Consider the following 26,228-nt stretch of genomic DNA (forward strand, 5'->3'; position numbering starts at 1 on the left):
ACAAAAACATTGGCTATAATTGGAGAAAAAGAGATTATTCATCATTAGGGGGGCCGAGGGCCATGGCAGAGCTAATAAATTGCCCAAATTGCAGCAGTATTTTTGTGAAAAATCAATTCCGCAATGTTTGCGATCAATGCTGGAAAGAAGAAGAAAAGTGCTATGAAACTGTCTATCAATACATGCGCAAACGTGAAAATCGCGCCGCAACAATGAACCAAGTGGTCGAAGCAACAGAAGTAGAGGAAGAGCTCCTTTTAAAATTTATCAAAGCTGGACGTTTTAAATTAACTCAGTTTCCGAACCTAGGATACCCATGTGACAAATGCGGAGCGATTATCCGAGAGGGGAAGCTTTGCGATAAATGCACGGATGAGTTAAGAAAGGATCTGGCAGAGCATAACTTAGAGGAAGAGCGTCGGAAGGAAATTGAAAGAAGAGAAAAGCAGGCGACTTATTTTGCGGTGGATGAGAAGTTACGGAAGGGGTAGGTTAAAGGATAGATTTATAAACTTCTTTTGTACCAAAAAATTAAGCAAAAATAAAAAAGTGAATTTTCAAGGGGAGTTCCCCCTGAAAATTCACAAAATCTATTTATTCCTGAAGAATTGATAACGGTCCACTTTCGCGAAGTTACAATTCGGAACGAGTGGGTTTTTTCTAAGAAGAATGGCAAACTTATTTAGTAGCTTTGCTAGATTTAAGCGCTCATTCTCTTCGACTAAGAATTCTAGCCCATACTGATAAATACCGGCCTTAATTTCATTCATCCAAACTACGGACCCATACATTTTAATTGTTTCACCGAGGATTTCTGTTTCAAATTCCAAAATTATATCTCGATGAACGGATAACCTGATATCTGATAAAAAACGTAGACCGCCTAATCCGATGTCTTCAATCAATACATTAGTTTTCCCTAGCTCTACTTTTCTTCCGTAAATCCGAATTAGTGTCATAGAGGCTGATAATGGGAAATCTAGGTTAATTCTAAAATATTCTCGTTTATCTTCAAACTGATTTTTAGTGTCATGGGCGTGATTTCCTGACACTTCTATTTTGCCCTTTCCTAAAAGAACAGCAAATTCATCAGCCGGAACAGGCTTTGAGAACAAATAGCCTTGAATAGTTTCACAATTATAATGCTTCAATATTTGGAGCTGCTCTGTATTTTCTACTCCTTCTGCAACAACATTCATCTTAAGGTGCTGGGCTAATTCAATAATTGTTTTCGTAATAAAATTGGAGCCATCTGGGTCTTTCTCGCTTAAATCCTTAATAAATGATCGATCAATTTTTAATGCATTAATCCTTCCTTTAAACAGTTTTAGATAGGAGAGAGAGGAATAACCTGTGCCAAAATCATCTAAAGATATTCTAACCCCAATGCTTTTTAACTCATCTAAAGTAGACAAAACTACTTTCTCATTTTCTAGTACGGATGTTTCCGTTATTTCAATTTCTAAATATTCGGGATCAAGCTTGGTTTCTTCTAAAACACTAATAATATTTTTCACTAGGTTTTTTTCTAAAAATCGGAGAGGCGAGATATTAATAGATATAGGGATAGCCGGTAATCCTGCGTCTTGCCATGCTTTATTTTGAGAACATGCTTGATATTTGACCCATTTCCCAATTTCGGCAATTAGACCTATTTCCTCCGCTAAGGGAATGAACTCATCTGGAGATAACAATCCCCATTCCGGATGATTCCAACGAATTAAAGCTTCAACACCGACAATTTGATTTGTACGTGAACATACTTTTGGCTGATAATAAAATTCAAATTGATTCAATTCTATCGCATTTCGAAGTCCTGACTCCAAACTGAAGGTTTTGTATGTTTGAATATTCATAGATGAAGTATAGATGTGATAATTACTCTTACCGCTTTCTTTTGACTTATAAAGGGCGGAATCGGCATTCTTTAATAGTGTATGGATATCTTCTCCGTCGGTAGGATATATACTAATTCCAATACTGGTTGTAATGAACAATTGATATCCTTCTATAAAAAATGGGTCCTCTAAGGATTCTATAATTGTTTTTGCTAGATCAATGACCTGATCTGCGCTTTTTAAATCGGGGATGAGAACAGAAAATTCATCTCCGCCTAGTCGAGCTAATAGGTTTCTCTCTCCAAGGCATATTTTTAATCGTTTTGAAATTTGTATTAACAACTTATCTCCAACAAAATGACCTAATGTATCATTAATATATTTAAAGCGATCTAAATCTAGGTACATGATTGCAAACTTTTGCTGCAGCGTTTTACTGATAATTAATTCATTTTCCAATTTCTCATGAAAGAATCTTCTGTTGGGCAAATCCGTTAACGAATCATTATAAGCTAAATATTTGTTTAATTCCTCTGACTTTTTACGTTCAGTAACATCTTTTGCTATTCCGCTAACGCCGATAACTTGTCCATTAAATTTGGCAGGGATAAGTGTTAGATCAATCTGAACACTAATTCCCCCTTTTTGTATAAAAACAGTATCAAAATGTTTTACGTTACCAGTAAGGGCCTCATTAAATGATACTTTAAAAAATGGGAGCTCACTTATATAAATTATTTCTTCTATCGAAATGAATGCAATTTCATCTTCCGAATAACCAAGAATTTCAGTAAACCCCTTATTTGGCATAACAATAATTCCTTCTGGATTAAGAAAGAAAACAGTATCTGGATTGTTTTCAAATATTGCACGGTAAAATACATCGGGATCTGCGATTTCTAGATAAGGTTTAGATGGTGTTTTATTTGGATCCACTTTTTTGCTCCTTTTTATTGAATCAAAAGATACTTCTGCAAACTGATAACCATTTTTTTGATTAATCTTTGCCTGAAACATTACCTAATCAGCCATATTTATTAATGCTGGTTCTGAGGACGTGAATTTTTTCAGTTTAGATATTAGTCTCTTTTTGGTAGCCCTGCGAACATAGCAATTGCCATAGGCCTGTGGCTTTGCGTAATCGTTTTTCAACGAAATTGCCATTTTTGCGGCCTGAAATTATACATAATTCGACAAATTTCCCTACATCAGCATAATATAGCACTTTGTACTATATTCATAGTGAAAAAGGTTATTTTCCTCAAATTACCAAATCTCTAAATTTATATACAAGAAATGAAAGACTTTATGTTTAGTAAAGTTAGATAGTTAATAATTCATATTTGTGAGTTAATGACAGGATTAACAAGCATTTTAATGAACTTCTTCCTCTAATAAAAAAATGTTAAAAAATACACACTTTTAACCGATAATAAAAATAGAGAAAAATGTATCGGATAGAAAGTGAGGACCCATGATGAAGATAAATAATTTCGGACCATCAGGTGTGAATCCATATAAAAGACAAATGAACAAGCTTGAAAATACAGTAAAATCAGCGAACAAAGCAGCGGATAAAGTTGAAATCTCAACGACAGCAAAAGAAATGCAGCAAGTTTCCCAATATACTAATGCCCGCCAAGAAAAAGTGGAGAAGCTGAAAATCCAAGTAGAGAACGGAACATATAAAGTTAATCCAAAAGAGGTTGCAAAGAGCCTCATCGATTTTTATAAGAAATAAAGACAAGGAGGGAACATTTCATGTCCGCAGAGGTATTAACCGCATCGATAGAAAAACTGCTTAAGCTCCACAACAGTCTTTACGAGCTCACAGTCCAAAAAACAGACATCATAAAAACTGGGGACATGGAAGCCCTTGATCAACTATTGAAGGAAGAGCAAAAACATATTGCAGTGATTGGGCAGGTGGAAAAGGAGCGGCAAAAGGCGGTAAAGGAAATCGTTCCGAATATTGAACAGCCGGTCTTTTCAGATTGTATGGATGTTATTGATTCAACAGAAAAGGAAAAGCTTAAAGAGATGGGAAAGAAACTAGCCTTGCTGGTTACTAACCTCAAAGAGCAAAATTTTTTAAACCAGCAACTCATTCATCAATCACTGCAATTTGTTAATTTTTCGCTTGGATTATTACGACCAAAACCCTCAAATATAAATTATGGTCCGCCCACGAAAAATCAAAAACCTTCCGAACAGTATTCCTCAGGCATATTTAATTCAGAAGCGTAATAGAACGGAGGAACAAGAAAATGCGTTCAACCTTTATGGGACTTGAAACTGCCCGACGGGGTATGTTTTCTCAGCAAAGTGCTATATATACGACGGGACATAATATATCGAATGCAAATACGCCAGGGTATTCTAGGCAAAGGGTGAATTTTCAGCAAGCTTCCCCTTATCCTGCCAATGGAATTAACCGCCCGTATATGCCTGGTCAAATGGGGACGGGTGTAGAAGCAGGAAGCATTCAGAGAATCCGCGATAGTTTTATTGATGCTAGATATAGAAGTGAGAACAATAAATTAGGCTATTATGGATCAAAATCGGATGCATTGAGTAGAATGGAAGATGTCATGAATGAGCCTACATCAGAGGGATTATCATCTGCGATGGATAATTTCTGGAATTCGCTACAAACATTAGGTACAAATCCCATTGAAAGTGGAGCTAGAGAAAGTGTACTAGCACAAGGACATGCTCTTGCGGATACTTTTAATTATCTTTCGATCTCACTTAATTCCATTCGTGAGGATATTAAGCAAAGTATTAAAGTAAACATTGAAAAAATAAATACATTAGCTGTTCAAATTAATGGGATTAATCAACAAATAAGCCAAGTAGAGCCACATGGGGATTTGCCGAATGATTTGTACGACGAAAGAGATCGTCTAGTTGATGAACTTTCACAGTTAGTGGATATAAAGGTGACAACCCAGCCTAGTGGAGGACTACCATCACCTATTGCAGAAGGAATTTATAAAATTGAAATTATAAGTCCTTCTGGGACGAGCTTAGGAACACTTGTTGATAAAAATACAATAAACGGTAATCCAAACAAATTATCGTATATGACTGATAATGATGGTTACATTGAATCATTAAAAATCGGTTCTAGCTCATCAATTGAAATAGAGGATTTTGCAAAGGGCTCTCTTAAAGCAGATATTGAGTCGTATGGGTATATTAACAAAACAGGAAATCAAGATGGCCGTTACCCTGAAATGATCGATCAGTTGGATAAATTAGCTTTTACCTTACTGAAGGAATTAAATCATATCCATAAAGATGGAAAGGATTTAGACGGAAATGATGGTAAAGACTTTTTTAATGATTTAACTGATTATAAAGGTGCAGCTGGAAAAATTTCAATGGTCATTACGAATCCGAATGAAATCGCTACTTCTTTAAGAGGTAAAGGAAATGGAGATAATGGCTATAGGCTAGCAGATGTTCTCAGAAAGGACTTTTCTGCATTTGAAGCACAGTTGATTGATCCTTCAACAGGAAACCCGATTGATTTAAAGGATTTTACTCAAAGTAATTTGAAGATGAGTGGAAACATTAAATCCTTCTACGGCGGGTTAATTTCTTCCCTTGGTGTAGAGACAAGAGAAGCGAATGTATTAACAAAAAACACCTTAATTTTATTGGATACTGTTGATTTTCAGCGGCAATCGGTATCAGGGGTATCGCTGGATGAGGAAATGGCAAATTTAATCAAATTCCAGCATGCCTATAATGCCTCTGCAAGAAATATTACCGTTATAGATGAAATGCTAGATAAAATAATAAATGGCATGGGAGTAGTCGGAAGGTAGGGTAAATAAATGCGTGTTACACAATCAATGCTTACAAATAATATGCTACGTAACTTAAGTGGGAGCTATCAAAAGTTAGGGAAATATCAAGAGCAACTTAGTTCGCAAAAGAAAATATCTAGACCTTCCGATGATCCGGTGGTTGTTTTTAAAGGAATTTCATATAGAACAAGTGTAAATGATATCTCACAATATAAAAGAAATATGTCTGAAGTAAATGTATGGCTAGAAAATACTGAAGATGCACTTGAAAAGGCTGGTTCATCCATCCACCGGTTGAGTGAATTAGTCACTCAAGCAAATACAGGTACTGTAACTGATCCAGATCGAAAGAAAATAGAAGATGAAATTGAAGAAATTAAAAAGCAGCTTGTTTCCATAGCGAATACAAAATTGTCTGGAAAGTATATTTTTAATGGGTCTGATATTTATCATGCGCCAGTTTCTATTGATGCAGCAAATAAAATTCAGACGAATTACAATTCAGATGCTATTAATATTGAAGTTTCAGCCGGAATCAAGCTTCAAGTCAATTATTTGGGAGCAAATGTATTCGGTACAGAGACGAGCGGTTTGCTAAAAGATCTTGAAGATTTGCAAGATGCATTAAAAAACGGGAATGATCCAGATTTAAGTAATTTCATTGATGGCTTTCAAAACCATTTAAATTCGATTACTTCAGCAAGATCTAGTATTGGTGCTTCGATGAATCGTGTAGAGATGATTCAAGATCGCTTAGATTCTCAGGAGATTATTGCTACTAAAACCATGTCAGAAAATGAAGACATCGATGTAGAAAAGGTCATATTAGATTTACAAACACAGGAAAGTATTCATAGAATGGCACTTAGCGTTGGTTCTAGAATCATTCAACCGACACTAGTTGACTTTTTAAGGTAAGAATAAAGCTATCTGTATAGATAGCTTTTCTTTATAGGAGATAATACTATGCAAATACCTCAAATCCGTATCGAATCACAAGTAAGTAGAATTGGATTAACTATCAATAAACCAAATCAATCTATCGAGCAGCCTCAAGCTGATTTAAGCATTGAACAACCTCCAGCTGAAATGGAAATTAATCGCCTTCCTAGCAAATTAACGATTGATCAAACACTAGCAAAAGAAAACCTTGATTTAAAGTCTATTTTTAAAAGAGGAGATGAAAATTCTCAGCTAGGTTACCAGGCTTTTATGGATTATGTTAGCAAAACAGTTCAAGAAGGTGCTGAGCTAATGAGGATTGAAAATGGAGGAAATCCAATTGCGAATCAAGCAGAACGTGCGCTGGATCATGATATTGTATTCAATACAGGGAATACCCCTTCACAAAACAGTGTTAAAGTAGAATACACACCTTCGAAAGTAGAAATAGAATGGAAACGAAATAAGCCGAATATTCAAGTACAAATAAATCGCCCAATTCATGAATATACACCGGGTCGTGTAGATGTTCATATAGAACAAACTCCTTCATTAAAAATAGATTTTAAATTATAAAGACTGTATGGTGATAAAAATGAAAATCAATACAAGGTATCACGAAGAAATTGAAGTGAACGAAGAAGATAAGATTTATTTTGATAGAGGCATTCCAGGGTTCCCGCAGGAAAATGAATTTGTTATTCTCCCTCTTGGAACCAACTCGCCATTTAGTGTCCTTCAATCCGTAAACAATGAAGAACTTGGCTTTGTTGTAGCTGAGCCGTTTTCATTCTATAAAGAGTATGTATTCGATATTGAAGAATCAGTTATATCCCAACTAAGTATTCAGGATAAGACAGATATCCAAATCTATTCAATTATTACATTAGAAGATTCCCTTTCAACATCTACAATTAATTTGCAAGCACCAGTCATTATTAATAGAAAAAAAAATAAAGGGAAACAAGCGATACTAAATACCGAGATTTATCATACAAAGCATCGATTAACAAATAAAAATAGACAAATAGGTCAGGAGGGATAATTATGCTAGTTCTCACAAGAAAAAAGAACGAAAGTGTTATCCTGAATGAAAACATCGAAATTACCATTTTAGAAATAGACGGAGAGCAAATAAAGATCGGTATTAAAGCTCCAAAGGATGTCGAAGTCCTCCGGAAAGAAATAATCGTCAAAACGGAACAAGAAAATATCAATGCATTAAAAGGAAATTTGGACTTAAAAAAAATATTAGAGGAAAATACGAAATAAATGTAAAACCTACGAAAATCTTGTCGATATAATAGATAGTCACATAGGAATTTAGTCGGCCGGCAAATACTTATGTAATACTAACCACATGGAAGTGGGCACTTTCAAACTCAAGGAGGAAAATTAAAATGAGAATTAACCACAATATCTCAGCGATGAACACTCATCGTCAATTAACTTACAACAATAACGCTTCAGCTAAATCAATGGAGAAATTATCTTCAGGATACCGCATCAACCGTGCAGCTGACGATGCAGCAGGTCTTGCAATCTCTGAAAAAATGCGTAATCAAATCCGTGGATTAGACCAAGCAGCTGCGAACTCTCAAGATGCTATTTCTTTAATCCAAACTGCTGAAGGTGCGTTAAACGAAACTCATGCAATGCTACAACGTATGGCCGAGTTGACAACTAAAGCGGCTAACGAAACTTTAACAACTTCTGATACTTCTAAAATTCAAGAAGAAATTACTCAACTTACATCACAGATTGATAATATTGCTAGTCAAACAAAATTTAATACTAAGAATATCTTAAATTCATCATCTTCTTTAACGTTCCAAGTTGGAGCAAATAGTGGGGAAACAATTTCCTTAAACCTAGTAGATGCTACTTCGAGCACACTTGGTGTTTCTGGATTAACTGATTTAAGCTCTGGTATCGCAAGTACTACTGATGGTTCACTTAACAGTGTAGCAAAAGGAAACTTAGATAGTATCCAAGCAGCAATAAATACAGTTTCTCAAAATCGCTCTAACCTAGGTGCTGTTCAAAATCGTTTAGAGCACACTATTAATAACCTTGGAACAACTTCTGAAAATTTACAAGCTGCTGAGTCTCGTATCCGTGACGTTGACATGGCAAAAGAAATGATGGCTATGACTAAGAACAATATTCTTACTCAAGCTGCTCAAGCTATGCTTGCACAAGCGAACCAACAGCCACAAGGTGTTCTTCAACTTCTTCGTTAATTTAATTTATATTTTTATTCGTAGGATCTTAGTTAAACTAAGGTCCTTTTTGTTTTATTGTAATTATTACCAGTAACTTAACATTATTTCAGAATAACCGATATATTTATTAGAAACTTAGGATCCAAAAGGTGGCCGTTATGAATAATAAAACTGTATCTCTTTGTATGATTGTTAAAGATGAAGAATCTTATATAAAAAGATGTTTAGATAGTGTTTCCAATCAAGTTGATGAAATAATAATTGTAGATACGGGTTCATCTGATTCTACTTTATGTATTGCTGAAGATTATGGAGCTAAAATATTTAAATTTGCTTGGAAAGAGGATTTTGCAGAAGCGAGAAATTTCTCTATTGAAATTGCAAAATCGGAATATATTCTTGTGCTGGATGCAGATGAATATTTAGACCAAAATACAAATCTTCAGGAAGTCCTTAAAGAATTGAAGGACTATTATATAATTAATTTCAAAAATTATATGGATGGTGGATATATTACTAACCATCAAGCCATTAGGTTATTTAAAAACAATTTAGGTTTAAAGTATTTTGGGAAGATTCATGAACACTTGAATATAGATGATTTTGATAATCTATCTATTGCATTTGCGGATTTTTTTATACACCATGATGGTTATAAGAATGAAGTTTTTAATCAAAAGAATAAATTTGAACGGAATTTGAAAATTCTAGAGAAAGAAGTAAAGAATAATCCAACGGGATATAATTTATTTAATTTAGGTATTCAATACAAGGTTGGTAAAGAGTTTTTAAAAGCATTAGATCAATTCAAAAAATCCTATTCACTGAGTAAGAATCAAATTTATTTACCATTTCTTCTCTATTCTATGGGAGATTGTTTGTTACAGCTTGGAAGAAATAGAGAAGGAATTTATCTAATGAAAGATTCTATTGAATTATTTCCTAAATATACAGGGTTCTATTATTTAATGGGGTTGTTTTATGAAAAACAAAATTATTTAAAAGCAGCTGAGAAAGAATTTGAGAAATGTCTTGAACTAGGTGAAGTGGAGCATTTTCAGTCAATTGAAGGTGTTGGTAGTTATTTTGCTTATATTAAATTATCAGAAATACAACAAAAGCAAGGTAAACTGACTGCTGCATTAGACTCTGCCTTTTCGGCAGTAAATCAAAATAAGATGTTCCCTCCAGCGTTAAATCAGTATTTTTCGGTTATGAAATCAGCTGGAATAAGTGATTCTAATATTAATGATAATTTAAAAATGATATATCCTATTTATGAAGTAAAGTATCTTGAGATTTTAGTAAAAGTTTTTTATGTAAACCGTAGTCAACTTTTACAGCTATTTATTGAAAACTATAATTTAAGAGTAGAAAACTCAGTTTTAGCTATAGCAGCACTGTATAACAAGAAATATATTGAGGCTTGTTCAATTTGGATGAACGAAGAGAAGTTAGATCCTGAAGTACTTAGTGATATTATCTCATTATGTATGATAGAAAAGAATAAAGAGCTTTTTATAAAGATTCAAAATACCATGAATTTTGATGAACGAGAAAAGAAAATGATGATTTCATTAATAGAGAGAAGTGATACTATGGAAGCTCTCATGTCAACATTTCTTTTTGATATTTTTAAGAATAGTTGTTTAAAACTTTTAATATTAGGCGAAGAAAAAATATTTTTGAATCTCTATAAAAACATTAAATTTACAGATGACCAAAAAGAACACTTGATAAGTTTGTTAGTTGTACATGGGTTTCTCAATATTGCAGGTTATTTATTGGAGGAAGAAATAAAAGCCAATAAACTAAATTATCACTTAGATGGCCTTTTAGTAGATGTTTATATTAGACAAAATAAATTGAATGAGGCACTGACTATGTGCACTAAATTGATCGAAAAAACTGGGGATTATTCTTCATACAATAGATTATTTAATCTATATGAAAAGATTAATTATGAAGAGGAGAAATTATTAGTAGAACAGGCAATGAAACAGGTTTTAACAGTAGAATTAGCTTAGTATTTTAGTGGGTTAGAGGGGAATATCGAATGGTGAAATTAAAAAAAATATTAATTGGAAGTCCTATACATCAAAAGCCTCAAATCTTGGAACAATTCCTAATATCTCTGAGTGGACTAAAAAAGGAAACATTTGAAGCAAGTTTTTTATTTATCGATGATAATTGTAATAAAGAATCTAGCGAGATATTGGAAAGATACAAAAATAGTTTTACTAAAATGGAGATAAAGAAAAGTAGTGAGACTGATATATATTATACAGATGGATCAACTCATTTATGGACTGAGAATTTAGTATGGAAAGTTGCTGGATTTAAAAATTATATAATAGAGCAGGCATTAAAAGATGGTTATGATTATCTCTTCTTTATTGACTCTGATATTGTACTTCATCCAGAAACTATAGAACATCTAATCCAACAAGATAAAGATATAATTAGTGAGGTCTTTTGGACAAAATGGCAACCGGATAGCATAGAGTTACCACAAGTTTGGATTAGTGACCAATATACATTATATAAAAAAGACAGAAATGAAAATATTGATGAAATGGAAATAAATAAGAGAATAAATGATTTTATAAATCAATTAAGGGTTCCTGGGGTTTATGAAGTTGGAGGTCTTGGTGCTTGCACGTTGATAAGTAAGAATGCATTAGTAAAAGGAGTTAATTTTTCAGAGATTTCAAATGTAAGTTTCTGGGGAGAAGATAGACATTTTTGTATCAGGGCAGCGGCTTTAGGTTTAAAGCTGTACGTGGATACTTATTATCCGGCTTTTCACATATACAGGGAAACAGATTTAGACAGAATTCAAGAATTTGATAAATCGCTACTTCCTAATGGAAACGAAAAAGAATATAACGAATTAATTTATGTATTAAAAGAAGGTATAGAGGGTCTTGGAACATATATCTATATGACAGGTTATAAAAAAGATTGGAGTAAATATTTTTATGGTAGCCTCCTAAATGATTTATTAAAAGATGTTCTAGAAAACCAATCTAGATATGAAGATGCAAAATTGATAGTAAAAGCAAAAATAGAGGAAATCAATTTAAAAATTGATGATGATAATTCGGTTACATTCCAATTTATCCTTATTAACGAAGGAATAGAAAAAGGAAAAAGCTTTCATGAACAGATGCGGTGTGAAGCAACATTAATGAAAATTAACGGAACTTGGTTTATTACAGAATTTATTGTTAAAGAGTAATTTTGAGGGATTTGGAGGTAATGAAATGAGAATTGTACATACTCTCCTTTTCATGTTAAGAGAGAAATTCTATGAAGAAGATTTAATTATGGCAGGCAAGTGTTTTGAAACATTATCAAGATCTGATGAAAACACTGTTGTTATATATAATAAAGGAAGTCTGGATAATGCTACGTTAAAAGAATTTCTTAACCCATTTAATATAAAATATCATATCCTAGGTGATGGTCGAAATATAGGCATACCTCAAGCTAGGCAGAAATGCTTTGAATATGTGTGGGGGAAATATCCAGAAACACCTTATATTTCAGAAATTCATTTAGATATGTTGTTTCCTACAAATTGGTATAGTGAATTAATTCAATATCTTGAAAACAATGATGAACCATTAATATCACCAGGAATTATAACAGCTACTGGTGATGTTTTTCCAAAGGGAAATGGAAATTATGATTTACCAAAAGAGGTTAATGAGGTACTAGGATTACTAGAAAGAATTTCTGAAGATAAGGTAATTCAAGGATTCGTCCACCCAGTAATTCACAGAGTTTCTACATTAAAAAGTGTTGGAGGCTATGATGTCAATTTCCTAACAGGGATGCAAGCTTATGAAGACGATAGCTTACTACTTGGATATTTGTACTTTATGGGTACTCGAACTAACTGGTATCCAAAGGTGTGTTTTAAATCGTTCGTTTACCACGCGTATATGGGCCAAAGAATAACGCTAGAAAATATACAAGATGAGCATAGAAAAAATTTAGAGGGCTTATTTCATCAATATGGTGCAAAAGGCTTAAAACAACTTTCGAATTTACATATTTTGGATGCTAGGGATCACTTTAAAGAGTTATATGAACTTAATATATATGAAAAAAAAGATAACTGAAAAGGATATTTCTGTAGTAGTACAAGGTCCAGCAATAGGTCTACCCTCTGAAATTGTGGATAAAAGAAACACTTATAGGACATTAAAAAGTAAATTAATCTGATTACTATATAAATTAAGATAGATAACTATAAAACTAGTACTGAAAAAATCATTTTATTAAGCTGTGGACATTATTTTTTCCACAGCTTTTGTCTTTCCCATTGGAAGGGAATTTTTACTTAGATATCTCAAAAACATTTACAATAGTTGTTTTTGATACATGACCGTTTGAATTAAAGGAGAACAAAATGCCAAACATTTCTTTAGTCATGATCGTAAAAAATGAAGAGGTACACTTGGAAGATTGTTTAGATTCAGTAAAACATTATGTTAATGAAATAGTAATTGTAGATACTGGTTCTACAGATAATACGATAGAAATAGCAAAGACATATGGCGCTAAAGTCTATGGATATACTTGGACGAACGATTTTGCTGACGCCCGAAATTTTGCCTTATCTAAATCAACCTTAGACTGGAATTTGATTCTTGATGCAGATGAGCAAATTACCAGTTGGGATAAAGACAAAGTGAATAGTTTACTTAAAGACTTAAATTTTATTGGGAAAGTCGATATTAAAAGTAACTTTTTACAAAACAATGAAGAGCGGTTTTCACAGAATTTTATTTCGCGGCTTCTGCCCAAGGGAGCTTCGTATTTTGGGAGAATTCATGAGCAGGTAGTATCTGATCTTCCACGCATTGATCTGCCAATTGAAGTTTTTCATACTGGGTATTTTCAAACAGACAAGTCAGAGCGGAATCTCGCTATTTTAAATGAGGAACTTACTTGTTTTCCAAATAATTCATATATTTTATATCAGCTTGCCAGGCAATATAAAACAATGAATCTATATGAGGACGCCTTTAATTTTTTTAGGGAAAGCTTTCTGATCGCTGATCGTTCTGAAGGATATTTTACGGATTTGGTAGTTAATTATATTTATACATTAATCGAATTAAAACAATATTATCCCGGATTTGAAATTATTGACCAGCTGAATGTGCCATTGGGAAGTAGTCCTGATTTTCAGTTTGTTTGTGGAATATTTTATATGAATTTTGTTTTAAGCGATGTAGCAAAAAATATGGATTTTCTCCCACTTATAGAGAGAGCCTACTTAACTTGCCTTGTGTTAGGTGAACAAAAAGAAAGAGAAATTGTTGTAGGAACTGGTTCGTATTTAGCAGCTTATAATCTAGGTGTCTACTATGAAATGTTGAATCAGAAAGAAAAGGCAAAATATTATTATAATATTTCATCAGCACAAAACTATAGCCCTGCTGAAATAAGATTAAAACCCCTTAAATAATAAATATTTCGCAAAATAATCCGATGTAATAAATAGAACAATTAGTAGGGGGATGAAGATGGGCTCTGTTGATTCAATTTCCAGAACTTCAGTTGATCATATTAGTTTAGAAACTAATAAATCTTTAAGAGGTCGGGGGCAACAAATACACAACTTAGAACAACAGCCTGAGAATAATACTAATATAGCAATAAGAGAAAATGACTTAAAACAAGTAGTCACAGACATGAACCAAGTACTAGGAAATTCGCATACTTCTCTAAAGTATATGTACCACGAAAAGCTACAGAAATATTACGTAACTCTAATAAACGATGAAACAAAGGAAACAGTAAGGGAAATACCACCTAAGAAGCTGTTAGACATGTATGCATCGATGAAGGAGTATTTAGGTTTATTTGTTGATAACAAGATTTAATGGAGGTCTAAATGATTAATAATACAATGAGAATCACTGGATTTGCATCCGGCCTTGATACAAATGCGATTATTAGAGATTTAATGAAAGCGGAGCGGTTCCCATTAGACAAACTATTTCAGAAAAAAGAATGGCTTTCATGGCAACGTGATGCCTATAGAGATGTCAATCTGGAACTTAGCGCCTTTCAAAAAAAGGTAGACCAATTAAGATTTTCTAGTAGTTTTAATGGGTATAAGGCGACTTCCACTAATACAGCTAATGCATTAGCTTCTGCAAAAGGCAATGCAATACAGGGATCGTATGAATTGGAAATCAATCAATTGGCTGAGGTTGCTAAAATTAAATCAGGTTCTGCCATTATTAACGTAGATGATAAAGCTGCAAAGGGAATAGATAATGTATTACCACAAAATCAGGGTGACTCAACCTTTGAGATCAAGACTGCAAACGGAACAGCAACAATCACTGTTACTGAAAATGATACTTTCTCTTCCGTGGCTAGTAAAATCGGGGTAGCTACTGATCCCTCTGGAAAATCATTGGGATTAAGAGCATTCTTTGATGAAACAACAACTAGTTTTGTCATTACTACAAAAGATATGGGAAAAGACCAAAGTATTGAGCTAACACATATGACAGGTGCTACAGATGTTGCTTCATTAATTTTTAATGGATCATCACCTACTAACCCTTCTTCTCCTCCATTTAAAGCTGAGGGAAGGAACGCGGAAATTACATTCGATGGAACTGTAATTAATAATTTACCCTCAAATAAGGTAACCGTTTACGGTATTGATTTGACGCTTTTAAAAGTAGGAACTACTACAACAGTTAATGTCGAATCCGATACAGAATCCATTTTCAACAATATTAAAGACTTTGTTGAAAGCTACAATTCCTTGATCGATAGTTTAAATTCGAAAGTGAAAGCCCCTCGTAATCGTGATTATCAGCCTTTAACAGCTGAGCAAAGAGAAAGTTTGTCAGAGAAAGAAGCTGAAAAGTGGGATGAGAAGGCTAAACAAGGTTTGTTATATAACGATCAAATTATTAGAAATACTTTAACCAATCTTAGAGGGAAAATGTATAATGCTGTTTCAGGAATACCTAGCGGCCAGTTGAAGTTGCTTTCTGAAATTGGTATTAAATCTGCTTTTATGTCTGCGGATGGTAAGTTAGAAATCGATGAAGATATGTTAAAAGCAGCAATCGCTAACAATCCTAATGAGGTTGAAAAGTTGTTTACGAGCGATGATGGGATTGCTACGAGAATATATGATGAAGTGGGTAAATCAATAGAAAGTTTAAACAAAAAGGCAGGCCGCCCAAATACTGCGATCAATCTTGATATTAGCTCGCTTGGCGGTTCAATTAAAGAAGTTTCCACTCAAATGAAAACATGGGAAGATAAGCTAAAATTGATCGAAAATCGCTATTGGAGGCAATTTACAGCTATGGAACAAGCAATTAATAAGATGAACGCTCAAAGTAGTTCCATACTTGGGATGATCGGCTAATTTAGATCGCAGAACGTATTTTAGGAGGGAATTTTTAATATGCAGAAACCATTCGAGGCCTATCAACAGAACGCTGTTTTAACCGCTTCTCCTGGAGAATTGACACTAATGCTTTACAATGGGTGCTTAAAATTTTTAAACCATGCGAAAAAAGCTGTTCAAGATAAAAATATCGAAGCGAAGCATACTAATCTTTCAAAAGCACAAAATATTATTTCGGAGTTAATCGTTACTCTCAATTTTGATTATCCTATTTCAAAGGATATGAGAAAATTATATGATTATATGAATCGTAGGTTAGTAGAAGCAAATATTAAGAATGATATAGCTATCATAAGTGAAGTAGAAGGTTTAATAACAGAATTCCGCGATACCTGGAAGGAAGCTTTGATTATCTATCGTAAGAAACAATATAGTTCAAGTGGGCTTGTTTAATGGACAGCATAGACGAGCTATATGCAATTACAAATCAATTAAGATCTTCTATTATATTCAAGAAACATAATGATACGGATAAGCAAATTGAAGAATTAACCTTGTATCTAGATAAGCGTGGAAAGATATTGGATAGTGTGAATCGAGATTTATTGACAAGCGAAGAAAAGAAAAAGCTGAAAGAGATTTATATAATTAGCGAAGAGATCACGAAGTGTATGGAGAAGATTAAAGCATCCATTCAGCAGAATATTATACAGACAAAAAAAGGGCAGACAGCATTTAAAGGATATAATGATTCCTATGCACTTTCAGCTGATGGATATTATTTTGATAAGAGAAAATAAATTTAGCTTACGACCCTATTGATATAGGGATGCTAATAAAAAAAGAGTGTATCTAAATAACCTGCTTACTAAAAAGCGGGTTATTACTTTTGGGCAATTATATGAAATATTGTTTAGTCAATGTTAATCCTCTGTGCATCTTCACATTCCCCACTTCCAGCCGATAAAACCAGTAGAACAATTTGTCCGGAGTGATTTTCCAATGCAAGTAAACAATCTATTTATGGGACTACCATTACAAATCAACGATAGTACTTCTTCCTTTCGTGCTGGTGAAGTTGTACAGGCTGTAATTAAGGAAAGATTGGACCAAAATCAGGCAACCGTCATGATGAAAGGGCAGGAGTTTACTGCTAAGTTTGAGGGAAATATCCCGCCTACCGATCGGTTTTTCGTGAGTGTTGTTCGTTTTGATGAAAATGGACAGGTCATTATTAAGCCCAGTTCAGCTCCTCCTGCAAATAATTCAATAAATGATATGCTGAAAATGGGGGTAGATCCGGCTTCTCATCCAGAGTTAAGAGAGTCGATTCAATTTTTGACTAATAAAGGTTACCGCTTAGATAAGGAAGCAATTGCAAATCTTAAACAGTTTTTAGAAAAAAGTCCTGGCAGCTTTGAAGATAAATTGAAGACCATCCAAGGATTGGCGCAAAGGAAATTAGAAATTACAGTTGCACATCTTTCGGCTGTCCACAGCGCGTTGAATGGAAAAGGGGCAGTTAGTCTATTATTTAATTCTTTTCAAGACTTGCTAGAAGAATTAGGTCAGTTTCATTCAGATCAGGGAATAAATCTTTTACAAGCTTCAGAAAGTATTATCGATAGCCGGGGTTTAGACGTTCAAGTAGAATCTAACGACCTCGCTTCTTCGAACAACATGAAAACAGAAATAGCAAATGAGAATATAGAAGAGCCTTCCCAGCTTCAAAAGGGAGATACACTTATCGATGAGCGACCTATAATGGATGAAGTTGCTCAAACCTTAAACTTGGCCTCAAAAAATATACTAGTAACAGAGATTACGAAAAAGCTCTCTCAAATGACGATCAATTTTAACACGATGAAGCGTGATGCTGTAAAATTTTTAGACCATATCAATCACACATTCGTCGAGAATAAACCAATTCCAGCTGCACAAGTGAAACAGCTGCTTGAATCTGCGATAAACAAGCTGGACAATGCTATTTTAAAAGGCGATTACATGCTTTATACGGACATGGGTACGGAGAAAGAGCTGTTATCAGCGAGCTCACAACTTGCAAAGGCACGTGATCTAATTGCAAAAGGAAGTCATACAGAAGCTAATCAAATTGTAAAAGAGGTTAAAGCTTTACTCGATACGATCCATTTTAAGCCTGCCGTGTCAAAAGTGATGCATTTTGTCTCTGAGCAAAGCTTATTGCAAAAAGAGATGAATGCGTCAAGGCCATTAATTAACGAGCTCCAGCAAGTCATGAAGCCAATTTTTGAGCAAGAAAATTCCGCGAGGCATATGTTTGAAACAGTTAAGCGCATGGGACTTGTTCATGAGAATCAAACGGCGAATGTTTTAATAGGCAATTCAAAAGGGGAGACGGAACCGAATTTGAAGTCGGCTTTAATGAAGTTGATCCAACTAGAAGAAGGACAGCCTAGAACCGTCCAGCCATTGGAACAAGCTTTAACAAACTTAACAGGGCAGCAATTGCTAAATAAGCCTGATTCGTCAGGGATGCAAAACTTATTCATGCAGCTTCCTTTAATGCTTGAAAACAAAATGGAAAATGTGAAGGTTTTCGTTAATTCTCAGAAAAAGGGAAAAGGCATTGATTGGGAGAACTGCAGTTTATATTTTGTGCTGGAAACAAAAAAGCTCGGAGAAATTGGGATTCTCGTCAATGCGAATAATCGTAATCTCTCCATTACTTTAAAAACGAATCGTCAAGGCCTAGCCGCAAAAGCGGAGAAATTTATGGATGCTTCCATTGATCGGTTAAATGAAATAGGATACAAAGTAGGGACGATCCATTTTAAACCATTCGGGGATCAGGTGGAAGAGAATAAAATAATGACAGCACCTAAAGTAGAAACACAAACTTCCTTAGAGAGAGGATATGATTTTAAAGTATGATTCCTCGGCAAAATATTCGAAAACCATTCATTGGTCCATCTCTCGCAAATCCTTATAATAATGATGAAGAAAGAAATTCAACAAATGAAGCAGAGCAATTTGCTCAAAAAATGATTGATGCTGCGCAAAAAGGAAATATCCAAATTCAAGAGGATCCTACCTTACTTAAGCATTTAATTAAGGTAAACCTTGGCGATTCAGTCCCTCCGCAATTATACGGACTCATTTCCGAAATTCTTTATTTTATGAAAGAGATAGAGAAAGAGTAACAGTTCAGAAGGTGTGAAATGATGGAAGTCAACAGAGTTGGAAAAAATACAATTTTAAATAAAATAGGCTCAAATGCAAATGTGGCGAAAGGCTCAATTACCTTCCAATCAGTGATGAATAAAAATCAAAATGAGCAAGCATTAGAGCTCCTTCAAGCGAAAATCAAGGATATTGAAGAACAGGGGAAAAAGCTGAGCGAGCTGCGCACTGTTGACAGTCTTCGAGCCTATAAAAAAATGGTGAAGGACTTTTTGAGGTATGCAGTGGACAATGGGCTAGAGCTTCAGGAGAATTTCGGCTTTAATCAGCGAGGATCAACAAGAATTCATAGAGTGGTTAAGGAAGTGGATAAAAAGCTCATTGACTTGACTAATTCAGTTCTTGAACAGGAATCTGGCTCTTTGGATATTTTAAATAAGGTTGGCGAAATTAAGGGAATGTTGATTAATATTTATACTTAACTTTTGTGAACTAACTGTCTAAAGGCGGCTAGTTTAAGGGGTAGTAGTTTATTTCTCCTGCCCCTCCTAGTAATCAGTCCTTATCAAACACCAACAACCGGCTAAATACTATATCTAAATCAATTTTATATATATGAAAATAAGTCTGATCGAACAGTGTCATTTTTTTCATCAATAGGCCTTCTTTGCTTTCCCACTTATCCGTTCAATTAACCCAATCCTTCACACTTCCGATAAATTCCACAATCTTTTTTCCTGTACTAGCAGGAGTTTTATGGGGTAAAATAGAAATATAAACATATAGTCTTTTTAATAAGACTTAGCGCACTTTTAAAAGGTGCCGGTTTATTAAAGGGCAGCTCTTGAAAGATGTGCAGCATTTGTATATGAAAAGGAGGAGTTCGCTTATGAATTTTAACATTCGTGGTGAAAACATTGAGGTAACTCCAGCAATTCGAGAGTATGTAGAGAAGAAAATTGCTAAGTTAGAAAGATATTTTACTGAAACTCCTGAATCAACTGTACATGTTAATTTGAAGACGTATCAAGATAAATCATCTAAAGTAGAAGTAACGATTCCTATGCCGAATTTAGTTCTTCGTGCAGAGGAAGTTCACGATGATATGTATGCAGGAATTGATTTAATTACTGATAAACTTGAGCGTCAAATTCGCAAGCATAAAACAAAGGTTAACCGCAAGTTCCGTGAAAAAGGCAATGTTCCAGCCATGTTCGTTACGCTGGAGGATTCCGATAGAGCCAATGCAGATGATGAGCATGAGCTTGAAGTGGTTCGCCAAAAGAGCTTCGATTTAAAACCAATGGATAGCGAAGAAGCGATCCTTCAAATGAACATGTTAGGTCACAGCTTCTATGTGTTTACAAATGCTGAAACAAGTCTGACGAACGTAGTCTATAAGCGTAAAGATGGCCGCTATGGCTTGATTGAAGCACAATAAATAGTAAAATACGGAGCTGCGTTCAAGTGCAGTTCCATTGAAAATTGATATTTAAGGACAAAGGGGCATCCGTAGCCGAAGAAACGACTATCGGATGTCCCTTTTTTATATGCCTCCCAATTTTCCGCAAATCTTCTCCTAAATAAGCCCTTTTATAATTAAAATATTTTAATGATTTGGTATAATTGAAATTATAAAATTAAAAGGGTAATAATGGACACTTCGGCCGAAATCAAAAGAAGAAAAGGTCGTCAAAAAAGAATAACGGACATTTCAAGCGAACCCATACACGAAAATGTCCGTCTCACCGAATTTGCAATATAAAGGGGGACTCACAATGACATATTCTATCGTCGGTTTTGATCCAAAAGCAAAAGAATGGGGGATTGCTGTACAGTCTAAATTTATTAGCGTGGGCGCTGTTGTGCCGTTTGCGAAGGCTGGTGTTGGCGCGGTAGCTACGCAATCCTACGCAAATACTTCCTACGGTCCGCAGGCGCTTGAGCTCATGGCGCAAGGAAAATCAGCACAGGAAACAATGGACATTATCACGGAGGAAGATCCGCAAAAAGGTTTACGTCAAGTAGGTATTATTGATGCAAATGGGAACCCCGCGACGTTTACAGGAAAAGGCTGCTATGACTGGGCAGGCGGAATTACCGGTCCTCATTTTGCGGCACAGGGAAATATTTTAGTCGATAAAAAAACAGTACAGGCGATGGCAGATACTTTTATAAGAGTTGAAGGAACGCTCGCAGAACGATTGCTCGCTGCCTTAGATGCTGGGCAATCGGCCGGGGGAGACAGCCGTGGCCAGCAATCCGCAGCACTGCTCGTTGTCAAAGAGAAAGGCGGATATGGCGGATTTAATGATCGTTATATCGACCTTCGTGTGGATGATCATCCCGAGCCGATTAAGGAGCTTATTCGAATCTATCAGCTGCAGCAGCTTTATTTTTCACCAGCCAAGCCTGAGAAAATAGCTGTCATTGAAGGTGAAGTGAAAGAGACGATCGCTCAACAATTAATTCGTCTTCAGTATTTGAACGCCGATTATGACGAGGAGCAGCTTTTTAAAGCTTTAACGACTTTTATCCACACCGAAAACTTTGAAGCACGGGAGCAGTCGGAAGGGAAAATAGATCTAGATGTTTTAGATTATATGATCAAGCAAGGAGTATAGCGGTGGATTGTCCCCGCTATATTTTTTCGTCCTTCTATTCATTAATATAGATATCTATCCGCTGCCAGGCACCATCAACTCCCCTAAGTTGTCACTCCTTATGGAAAGTGGTAAGATTAATAGGTATAAAATGAGATTTCATGAGAGGATTCAGCCGATAAGAAGCACATCTTTTTTAAGCGAAATTCTTATGATCTGGCTAAATATAAATAAGGACTTTGCCTATTTTGCAGATTAAAGGCTTATGACCATGCCTCTCATATCCAATATAAAGGAGCGTTTTTAATGCTTGGAATTTTAAATAAAGTGTTCGATCAGAATAAACGCGAATTAAAACGCCTTACGAAAACTGCTGACCAAGTCGAGTCATTGGCTTCAGATATGGAAAAACTTTCAGATGATGATCTCCGCGGAAAAACGGAGGAATTAAAAGCCCGTTACCAAAAAGGTGAGTCTCTCGATGATTTACTTGTGGAAGCCTTTGCTGTCGTAAGAGAAGGGGCGCGCCGTGTGCTTGGGTTGTATCCATATCCCGTGCAAATCATGGGGGGAGCTTCTCTGCATGACGGAAATATTTCCGAGATGAAGACAGGAGAAGGGAAAACATTAACAGCTACGATGCCTGTTTATTTAAATGCGCTCTCAGGCAAAGGGGTGCACGTTGTAACGGTCAATGAATATCTTGCGAGCCGTGACGCGACGGAGATGGGGCAGCTATATGAGTTCCTCGGATTGACTGTTGGTTTGAACTTAAATAGTTTAACAAAAGAAGAAAAGCAGGCTGCATATGCGGCAGATATTACGTACAGTACGAATAATGAGCTTGGCTTCGATTATTTACGTGACAATATGGTGCTTTACAAAGAACAAAAGGTGCAACGTCCGCTGTTTTATGCGGTGATTGACGAGGTAGACTCGATTTTAATCGATGAAGCTCGAACACCGTTAATCATCTCTGGATCAGGGCAAAAGTCGACGGCGCTTTATATTCAGGCGAATGCATTTGTCCGTACTTTGAAAAAAGATGAAGATTTTACGTATGATGAAAAAACAAAAGGGGTTCAGCTGACAGAGGAAGGAATGACGAAGGCTGAACGCGCTTTTGGCATTGAAAACTTATTCGATATTAGCCATGTGACGCTGAACCACCATATTACGCAAGCGTTGAAAGCTCATACAAGCATGCATTTGGATGTGGATTATGTTGTTCAGGAAGGCGAAATTGTGATAGTTGACCAATTCACAGGCCGTTTAATGAAGGGGCGCCGTTATAGCGATGGGCTACATCAGGCGATCGAGGCAAAAGAAGGGCTCGAAATTCAAAATGAAAGCATGACGCTTGCCACGATTACATTCCAGAACTACTTCCGTATGTATGAAAAACTTGCGGGCATGACGGGTACAGCGAAGACAGAGGAAGAGGAATTCCGCAACATTTACAATATGAATGTAGTCGTTATTCCGACGAATCGTTCGATTGCGCGTGATGACCGTGCCGATTTAATTTATTCTTCGATTGACGGGAAATTCCGTGCGGTTGTGGAAGACATTGCAGAGCGCTACAAAAATGGTCAGCCTGTTCTTGTTGGTACGGTTGCGATTGAAACATCTGAAGTGATTTCTAAATATTTGACGAAAAAAGGCATTCGCCATAACGTCTTGAATGCGAAAAACCATGGACGTGAAGCAGAAATTATTGCCGATGCCGGTGAAAAAGGCTCTGTAACTATCGCAACAAATATGGCTGGTCGTGGTACAGATATTAAGCTTGGTGAAGGCGTGAAGGAATTGGGCGGTCTAGCTGTTATCGGTACAGAACGCCATGAGAGCCGACGCATTGATAACCAGCTGCGCGGACGTTCAGGACGTCAAGGGGATCCGGGGGTTACGCAATTTTACCTTTCCATGGATGATGAATTAATGCGCCGTTTCGGTTCTGACAATATGAAGTCTATGATGGAGCGTCTTGGCATGGATGATTCACAGCCGATCCAGAGTAAAATGGTTTCTCGTGCAGTTGAATCGGCTCAGAAGCGAGTGGAAGGAAATAACTTTGATGCTCGTAAACAGCTTCTCTCCTATGATGATGTTCTTCGTCAACAGCGTGAGATTCTGTATGCTCAGCGTAATGAAGTGTTAGAATCAGAAAATCTGCGCGAAATCGTGGAAAAAATGATTGTCACATCCCTTGAGCGTAATATTGAAGCCTTCTCTCCGAATACAGGGGACGAGGAAGAGTGGAATTACCAAGGGCTGGTCGATTATATTAATGGAAATCTTCTTCATGAAGGAGATATTACAATCAACGACCTTCAAGGCAAAGAATCCGATGAAATGATTGATGCGATTTTTGCTAAAGTGAAGGAACGTTACGATGAAAAAGAAGAAGTGCTTCAGCCTGAACAAATGCGTGAATTTGAAAAGGTCATCGTGCTTCGTGGGGTTGATTCCAAGTGGACTGACCATATTGATGCGATGGATCAGCTTCGCCAAGGAATTCACCTTCGTGCGTACGGTCAAATTGATCCGTTAAGAGAATACCAGCAGGAAGGCTTTGCGATGTTTGAGCAAATGGTTGCGGCCATTGAAGAAGATGTTGCGAAGTATATTATGAAGGCAGAAATTCGCAATAACCTGGAGCGCCAAGAGGTTGCCAAAGGACAAGCGGTGAATCCAAAGGAAGATGGCGAAAAGGTGAAGAAAAAGCCAGCAGTCAGACAAATTTCCGTCGGCCGTAACGATCCATGTATTTGCGGAAGCGGCAAAAAGTTTAAGAACTGCTGCGGAGTTTAATTAAAATATCAACGACTTTACTATAAAATGTTGAAATTGCCTATGGGGTATGCCAGCAAAATTTTGGTCCATCACTTTTTGAACGCGTGCCCCTTAAGCATTCCAAGGAATATATCTTTAAAAAGAGGCCGGCGAGCCAATCACAATAGCTTTGCCGGCTTTCTTTCGGTTTTTTTCGCAAATATAAGTCCTTTTGAGGTAAGAAAATTAGCGATTCCCATAATTTTTGTGTGAAATAATTGATTTGAAACAGTATAATTAATATCATGTTTTTTAAAAACTTAATGAGGTGACGTAATGGAATTAGCAGATATTCGACATGATTTAGAAAAAGCAGCTAAGCGATTGGCGGACTTTAGGGGGTCTCTTTGACTTAGAAAACAAAGAGGCGCGCATTGCTGGGCTTGATGATACAATGCTCCAACCTGGATTTTGGGACAATCAGCAGCAGGCACAGGTTGTGATCGCGGAGCTAAATGGATTAAAAGATCAAGTAAATGAGCTTTATGATTTAAATGAAACCTATGAAAATCTAGAGTTAACGTACGAGCTTGTGAAAGAAGAAAATGATCAAGAACTGATGGAAGATCTCGAAACAGAAATAGTAGAAATGACGAAGCGTTTTAATGAGTTCGAGCTTCAGCTTCTTCTTAGCGAGCCTTATGATAAAAATAGTGCTATCTTAGAGCTTCATCCAGGTGCGGGGGGAACGGAATCACAAGATTGGGGTTCCATGCTTCTGCGGATGTACACAAGATGGGCGGAAAAGAAAGGCTTCAAAGTAGAAACACTTGATTACTTGCCAGGGGATGAGGCAGGGATCAAAAGTGTGACGTTAGGCATTAAAGGACACAATGCATACGGCTATTTAAAGGCGGAAAAAGGGGTTCACCGTTTAGTCCGAATTTCGCCATTTGACTCATCGGGTCGCCGTCATACGTCGTTCGTCTCTTGTGACGTGATGCCAGAGTTCAATGATGAAATCGACATCGATATTCGTACCGAGGATTTGAAAGTTGACACGTACCGTTCAAGCGGAGCGGGCGGTCAGCACGTTAACACGACAGATTCGGCAGTCCGGATTACCCATATCCCAACTGGGGTTGTCGTCACATGTCAAACCGAGCGTTCACAAATTAAAAACCGCGAGCGCGCCATGAAAATGCTCCAAGCAAAGCTCTACCAAAAGAAAATTGAAGAGCAGGAGCAGCAGATGGCAGATATCCGCGGCGAACAAAAGGAAATTGGCTGGGGAAGCCAAATCCGCTCTTATGTGTTCCATCCTTATTCCATGGTGAAGGATCACCGGACGAACACCGAATCCGGAAATGTTCAAGCTGTTATGGACGGCGAGCTTGACCAATTTATTGATGCATTCCTGCGCTCAAAATTAAGCTAATAGGAAAAGCCTTTGCTCGATT

Annotated in this window: 25 protein-coding genes and 1 riboswitch; of the genes, 24 read left to right on the forward strand and 1 reads right to left on the reverse strand. The window is 36.1% G+C overall.

Annotation, left to right across the window (positions count from 1 at the left end):
• Positions 1 to 62: 62 nt before the first annotated feature.
• Positions 63 to 491 carry a TIGR03826 family flagellar region protein gene (locus tag F7731_RS10540; RefSeq protein ID WP_151534737.1) on the forward strand — a complete coding sequence of 143 codons (429 nt, stop codon included), beginning with the start codon at positions 63 to 65 and terminating at the stop codon, positions 489 to 491.
• 99 nt (positions 492 to 590) lie between these two features.
• Here F7731_RS10540 and F7731_RS10545 read toward each other — a convergent pair whose 3' ends face one another.
• Complete coding sequence (locus F7731_RS10545; protein WP_170289680.1) at positions 591 to 2,774, reverse strand: EAL domain-containing protein; 2,184 nt, start codon at positions 2,772 to 2,774, stop codon at positions 591 to 593.
• 153 nt (positions 2,775 to 2,927) lie between these two features.
• Positions 2,928 to 3,010: riboswitch (cyclic di-GMP riboswitch) on the reverse strand.
• Positions 3,011 to 3,315: 305 nt separating this feature from the next.
• Between F7731_RS10545 and flgM the strand changes: the two genes are divergently transcribed.
• The 23 genes from flgM to prfB all read left to right on the forward strand — a co-directional run bounded on the left by flgM (position 3,316) and on the right by prfB (position 26,206).
• Positions 3,316 to 3,579, forward strand: a complete 264-nt coding sequence (gene flgM, locus F7731_RS10550) for a flagellar biosynthesis anti-sigma factor FlgM (protein ID WP_151534739.1) — start codon at positions 3,316 to 3,318, stop codon at positions 3,577 to 3,579.
• Positions 3,580 to 3,599: 20 nt separating this feature from the next.
• Positions 3,600 to 4,085, forward strand: coding sequence for a flagellar protein FlgN (locus F7731_RS10555; RefSeq protein WP_151534740.1), 486 nt, complete (start codon positions 3,600 to 3,602; stop codon positions 4,083 to 4,085).
• A gap of 20 nt (positions 4,086 to 4,105) precedes the next feature.
• A complete protein-coding gene (flgK, locus tag F7731_RS10560) occupies positions 4,106 to 5,674 on the forward strand; it encodes a flagellar hook-associated protein FlgK (RefSeq protein WP_151534741.1) in 1,569 nt (522 codons plus the stop codon).
• Between the two features lie 9 nt (positions 5,675 to 5,683).
• On the forward strand, positions 5,684 to 6,574 hold the full coding sequence (gene flgL, locus F7731_RS10565) for a flagellar hook-associated protein FlgL (RefSeq protein WP_151534742.1): 891 nt from the start codon (positions 5,684 to 5,686) through the stop codon (positions 6,572 to 6,574).
• A gap of 48 nt (positions 6,575 to 6,622) precedes the next feature.
• Complete coding sequence (locus F7731_RS10570) at positions 6,623 to 7,174, forward strand: DUF6470 family protein (RefSeq protein WP_151534743.1); 552 nt, start codon at positions 6,623 to 6,625, stop codon at positions 7,172 to 7,174.
• 19 nt (positions 7,175 to 7,193) lie between these two features.
• A complete protein-coding gene (gene fliW / locus F7731_RS10575; protein WP_151534744.1) occupies positions 7,194 to 7,643 on the forward strand; it encodes a flagellar assembly protein FliW in 450 nt (149 codons plus the stop codon).
• A gap of 2 nt (positions 7,644 to 7,645) precedes the next feature.
• A complete protein-coding gene (csrA, locus tag F7731_RS10580; RefSeq protein WP_151534745.1) occupies positions 7,646 to 7,870 on the forward strand; it encodes a carbon storage regulator CsrA in 225 nt (74 codons plus the stop codon).
• A gap of 128 nt (positions 7,871 to 7,998) precedes the next feature.
• On the forward strand, positions 7,999 to 8,841 hold the full coding sequence (locus F7731_RS10585) for a flagellin N-terminal helical domain-containing protein (RefSeq protein ID WP_151534746.1): 843 nt from the start codon (positions 7,999 to 8,001) through the stop codon (positions 8,839 to 8,841).
• A 140-nt stretch (positions 8,842 to 8,981) separates the two neighbouring features.
• Positions 8,982 to 10,850 carry a glycosyltransferase family 2 protein gene (locus F7731_RS10590; RefSeq protein ID WP_151534747.1) on the forward strand — a complete coding sequence of 623 codons (1,869 nt, stop codon included), beginning with the start codon at positions 8,982 to 8,984 and terminating at the stop codon, positions 10,848 to 10,850.
• A 29-nt stretch (positions 10,851 to 10,879) separates the two neighbouring features.
• A complete protein-coding gene (locus F7731_RS26450) occupies positions 10,880 to 12,064 on the forward strand; it encodes a glycosyltransferase family 2 protein (RefSeq protein WP_170289681.1) in 1,185 nt (394 codons plus the stop codon).
• A gap of 25 nt (positions 12,065 to 12,089) precedes the next feature.
• Positions 12,090 to 12,953: a hypothetical protein gene (locus tag F7731_RS10600; protein WP_212031170.1), complete on the forward strand. Its 864-nt coding sequence runs from the start codon at positions 12,090 to 12,092 to the stop codon at positions 12,951 to 12,953.
• A gap of 311 nt (positions 12,954 to 13,264) precedes the next feature.
• Positions 13,265 to 14,308, forward strand: coding sequence for a glycosyltransferase family 2 protein (locus F7731_RS10605; protein ID WP_281352274.1), 1,044 nt, complete (start codon positions 13,265 to 13,267; stop codon positions 14,306 to 14,308).
• Positions 14,309 to 14,366: 58 nt separating this feature from the next.
• On the forward strand, positions 14,367 to 14,726 hold the full coding sequence (gene flaG / locus F7731_RS10610) for a flagellar protein FlaG (protein WP_151534749.1): 360 nt from the start codon (positions 14,367 to 14,369) through the stop codon (positions 14,724 to 14,726).
• A gap of 11 nt (positions 14,727 to 14,737) precedes the next feature.
• A complete protein-coding gene (fliD, locus tag F7731_RS10615; protein ID WP_151534750.1) occupies positions 14,738 to 16,246 on the forward strand; it encodes a flagellar filament capping protein FliD in 1,509 nt (502 codons plus the stop codon).
• 39 nt (positions 16,247 to 16,285) lie between these two features.
• The gene (gene fliS, locus F7731_RS10620; protein ID WP_151534751.1) at positions 16,286 to 16,681 is read left to right on the forward strand and encodes a flagellar export chaperone FliS; all 396 of its coding nucleotides are present in this window, start codon (positions 16,286 to 16,288) and stop codon (positions 16,679 to 16,681) included.
• Positions 16,681 to 17,028 carry a flagellar protein FliT gene (gene fliT, locus F7731_RS10625; RefSeq protein ID WP_151534752.1) on the forward strand — a complete coding sequence of 116 codons (348 nt, stop codon included), beginning with the start codon at positions 16,681 to 16,683 and terminating at the stop codon, positions 17,026 to 17,028. The genes fliS and fliT overlap by 1 nt, the downstream gene beginning before the upstream one ends.
• Positions 17,029 to 17,230: 202 nt before the next feature.
• Entirely contained in the window at positions 17,231 to 19,141 is a 1,911-nt protein-coding gene (locus F7731_RS10630; protein ID WP_151534753.1) for a hypothetical protein, read from the forward strand.
• Positions 19,138 to 19,410, forward strand: a complete 273-nt coding sequence (locus F7731_RS10635; RefSeq protein WP_151534754.1) for an EscU/YscU/HrcU family type III secretion system export apparatus switch protein — start codon at positions 19,138 to 19,140, stop codon at positions 19,408 to 19,410. Before F7731_RS10630 ends, F7731_RS10635 begins: the two co-directional genes overlap by 4 nt.
• Before the next feature lie 18 nt (positions 19,411 to 19,428).
• The gene (locus F7731_RS10640; RefSeq protein ID WP_343032856.1) at positions 19,429 to 19,872 is read left to right on the forward strand and encodes a YaaR family protein; all 444 of its coding nucleotides are present in this window, start codon (positions 19,429 to 19,431) and stop codon (positions 19,870 to 19,872) included.
• Positions 19,873 to 20,279: 407 nt separating this feature from the next.
• Positions 20,280 to 20,831 (forward strand): ribosome hibernation-promoting factor, HPF/YfiA family, encoded by a 552-nt coding sequence (hpf, locus tag F7731_RS10645; RefSeq protein ID WP_151534756.1) that lies wholly within the window; start codon positions 20,280 to 20,282, stop codon positions 20,829 to 20,831.
• A 337-nt stretch (positions 20,832 to 21,168) separates the two neighbouring features.
• Entirely contained in the window at positions 21,169 to 22,014 is an 846-nt protein-coding gene (locus F7731_RS10650) for a DUF1028 domain-containing protein (RefSeq protein WP_151534757.1), read from the forward strand.
• Between the two features lie 285 nt (positions 22,015 to 22,299).
• On the forward strand, positions 22,300 to 24,807 hold the full coding sequence (secA, locus tag F7731_RS10655) for a preprotein translocase subunit SecA (protein WP_151534758.1): 2,508 nt from the start codon (positions 22,300 to 22,302) through the stop codon (positions 24,805 to 24,807).
• Positions 24,808 to 25,104: 297 nt separating this feature from the next.
• Positions 25,105 to 26,206 (forward strand): peptide chain release factor 2 gene (prfB, locus tag F7731_RS10660; protein WP_151534759.1). Its coding sequence is split into 2 segments (ribosomal slippage): positions 25,105 to 25,176 and positions 25,178 to 26,206, totalling 1,101 coding nucleotides; the frame shifts between segments, so codons are not numbered across the junction.
• Positions 26,207 to 26,228 lie beyond the last annotated feature (22 nt).

It is taken from the genome of Cytobacillus depressus (assembly GCF_008923245.1).
GTDB classification, from domain to species: Bacteria; Bacillota; Bacilli; order Bacillales; family Cytobacillaceae; genus Cytobacillus; species Cytobacillus depressus.

Bases quoted from the DNA above. Each gene is read 5' to 3' on its own strand.
- flgM (WP_151534739.1), top strand. From the start codon at position 3,316: ATGAAGATAAATAATTTCGGACCATCAGGTGTGAATCCATATAAAAGA.
- F7731_RS10605 (WP_281352274.1), top strand. From the start codon at position 13,265: ATGATCGTAAAAAATGAAGAGGTACACTTGGAAGATTGTTTAGATTCA.
- secA (WP_151534758.1), top strand. From the start codon at position 22,300: ATGCTTGGAATTTTAAATAAAGTGTTCGATCAGAATAAACGCGAATTA.
- F7731_RS26450 (WP_170289681.1), top strand. From the start codon at position 10,880: ATGGTGAAATTAAAAAAAATATTAATTGGAAGTCCTATACATCAAAAG.
- F7731_RS10555 (WP_151534740.1), top strand. From the start codon at position 3,600: ATGTCCGCAGAGGTATTAACCGCATCGATAGAAAAACTGCTTAAGCTC.
- fliD (WP_151534750.1), top strand. From the start codon at position 14,738: ATGATTAATAATACAATGAGAATCACTGGATTTGCATCCGGCCTTGAT.
- F7731_RS10640 (WP_343032856.1), top strand. From the start codon at position 19,429: ATGATGGAAGTCAACAGAGTTGGAAAAAATACAATTTTAAATAAAATA.
- fliT (WP_151534752.1), top strand. From the start codon at position 16,681: ATGGACAGCATAGACGAGCTATATGCAATTACAAATCAATTAAGATCT.
- F7731_RS10540 (WP_151534737.1), top strand. From the start codon at position 63: ATGGCAGAGCTAATAAATTGCCCAAATTGCAGCAGTATTTTTGTGAAA.
- flaG (WP_151534749.1), top strand. From the start codon at position 14,367: ATGGGCTCTGTTGATTCAATTTCCAGAACTTCAGTTGATCATATTAGT.
- F7731_RS10585 (WP_151534746.1), top strand. From the start codon at position 7,999: ATGAGAATTAACCACAATATCTCAGCGATGAACACTCATCGTCAATTA.
- F7731_RS10600 (WP_212031170.1), top strand. From the start codon at position 12,090: ATGAGAATTGTACATACTCTCCTTTTCATGTTAAGAGAGAAATTCTAT.
- F7731_RS10570 (WP_151534743.1), top strand. From the start codon at position 6,623: ATGCAAATACCTCAAATCCGTATCGAATCACAAGTAAGTAGAATTGGA.
- F7731_RS10630 (WP_151534753.1), top strand. From the start codon at position 17,231: ATGCAAGTAAACAATCTATTTATGGGACTACCATTACAAATCAACGAT.
- csrA (WP_151534745.1), top strand. From the start codon at position 7,646: ATGCTAGTTCTCACAAGAAAAAAGAACGAAAGTGTTATCCTGAATGAA.
- hpf (WP_151534756.1), top strand. From the start codon at position 20,280: ATGAATTTTAACATTCGTGGTGAAAACATTGAGGTAACTCCAGCAATT.
- F7731_RS10635 (WP_151534754.1), top strand. From the start codon at position 19,138: ATGATTCCTCGGCAAAATATTCGAAAACCATTCATTGGTCCATCTCTC.
- fliW (WP_151534744.1), top strand. From the start codon at position 7,194: ATGAAAATCAATACAAGGTATCACGAAGAAATTGAAGTGAACGAAGAA.
- flgL (WP_151534742.1), top strand. From the start codon at position 5,684: ATGCGTGTTACACAATCAATGCTTACAAATAATATGCTACGTAACTTA.
- F7731_RS10590 (WP_151534747.1), top strand. From the start codon at position 8,982: ATGAATAATAAAACTGTATCTCTTTGTATGATTGTTAAAGATGAAGAA.
- fliS (WP_151534751.1), top strand. From the start codon at position 16,286: ATGCAGAAACCATTCGAGGCCTATCAACAGAACGCTGTTTTAACCGCT.
- flgK (WP_151534741.1), top strand. From the start codon at position 4,106: ATGCGTTCAACCTTTATGGGACTTGAAACTGCCCGACGGGGTATGTTT.
- F7731_RS10650 (WP_151534757.1), top strand. From the start codon at position 21,169: ATGACATATTCTATCGTCGGTTTTGATCCAAAAGCAAAAGAATGGGGG.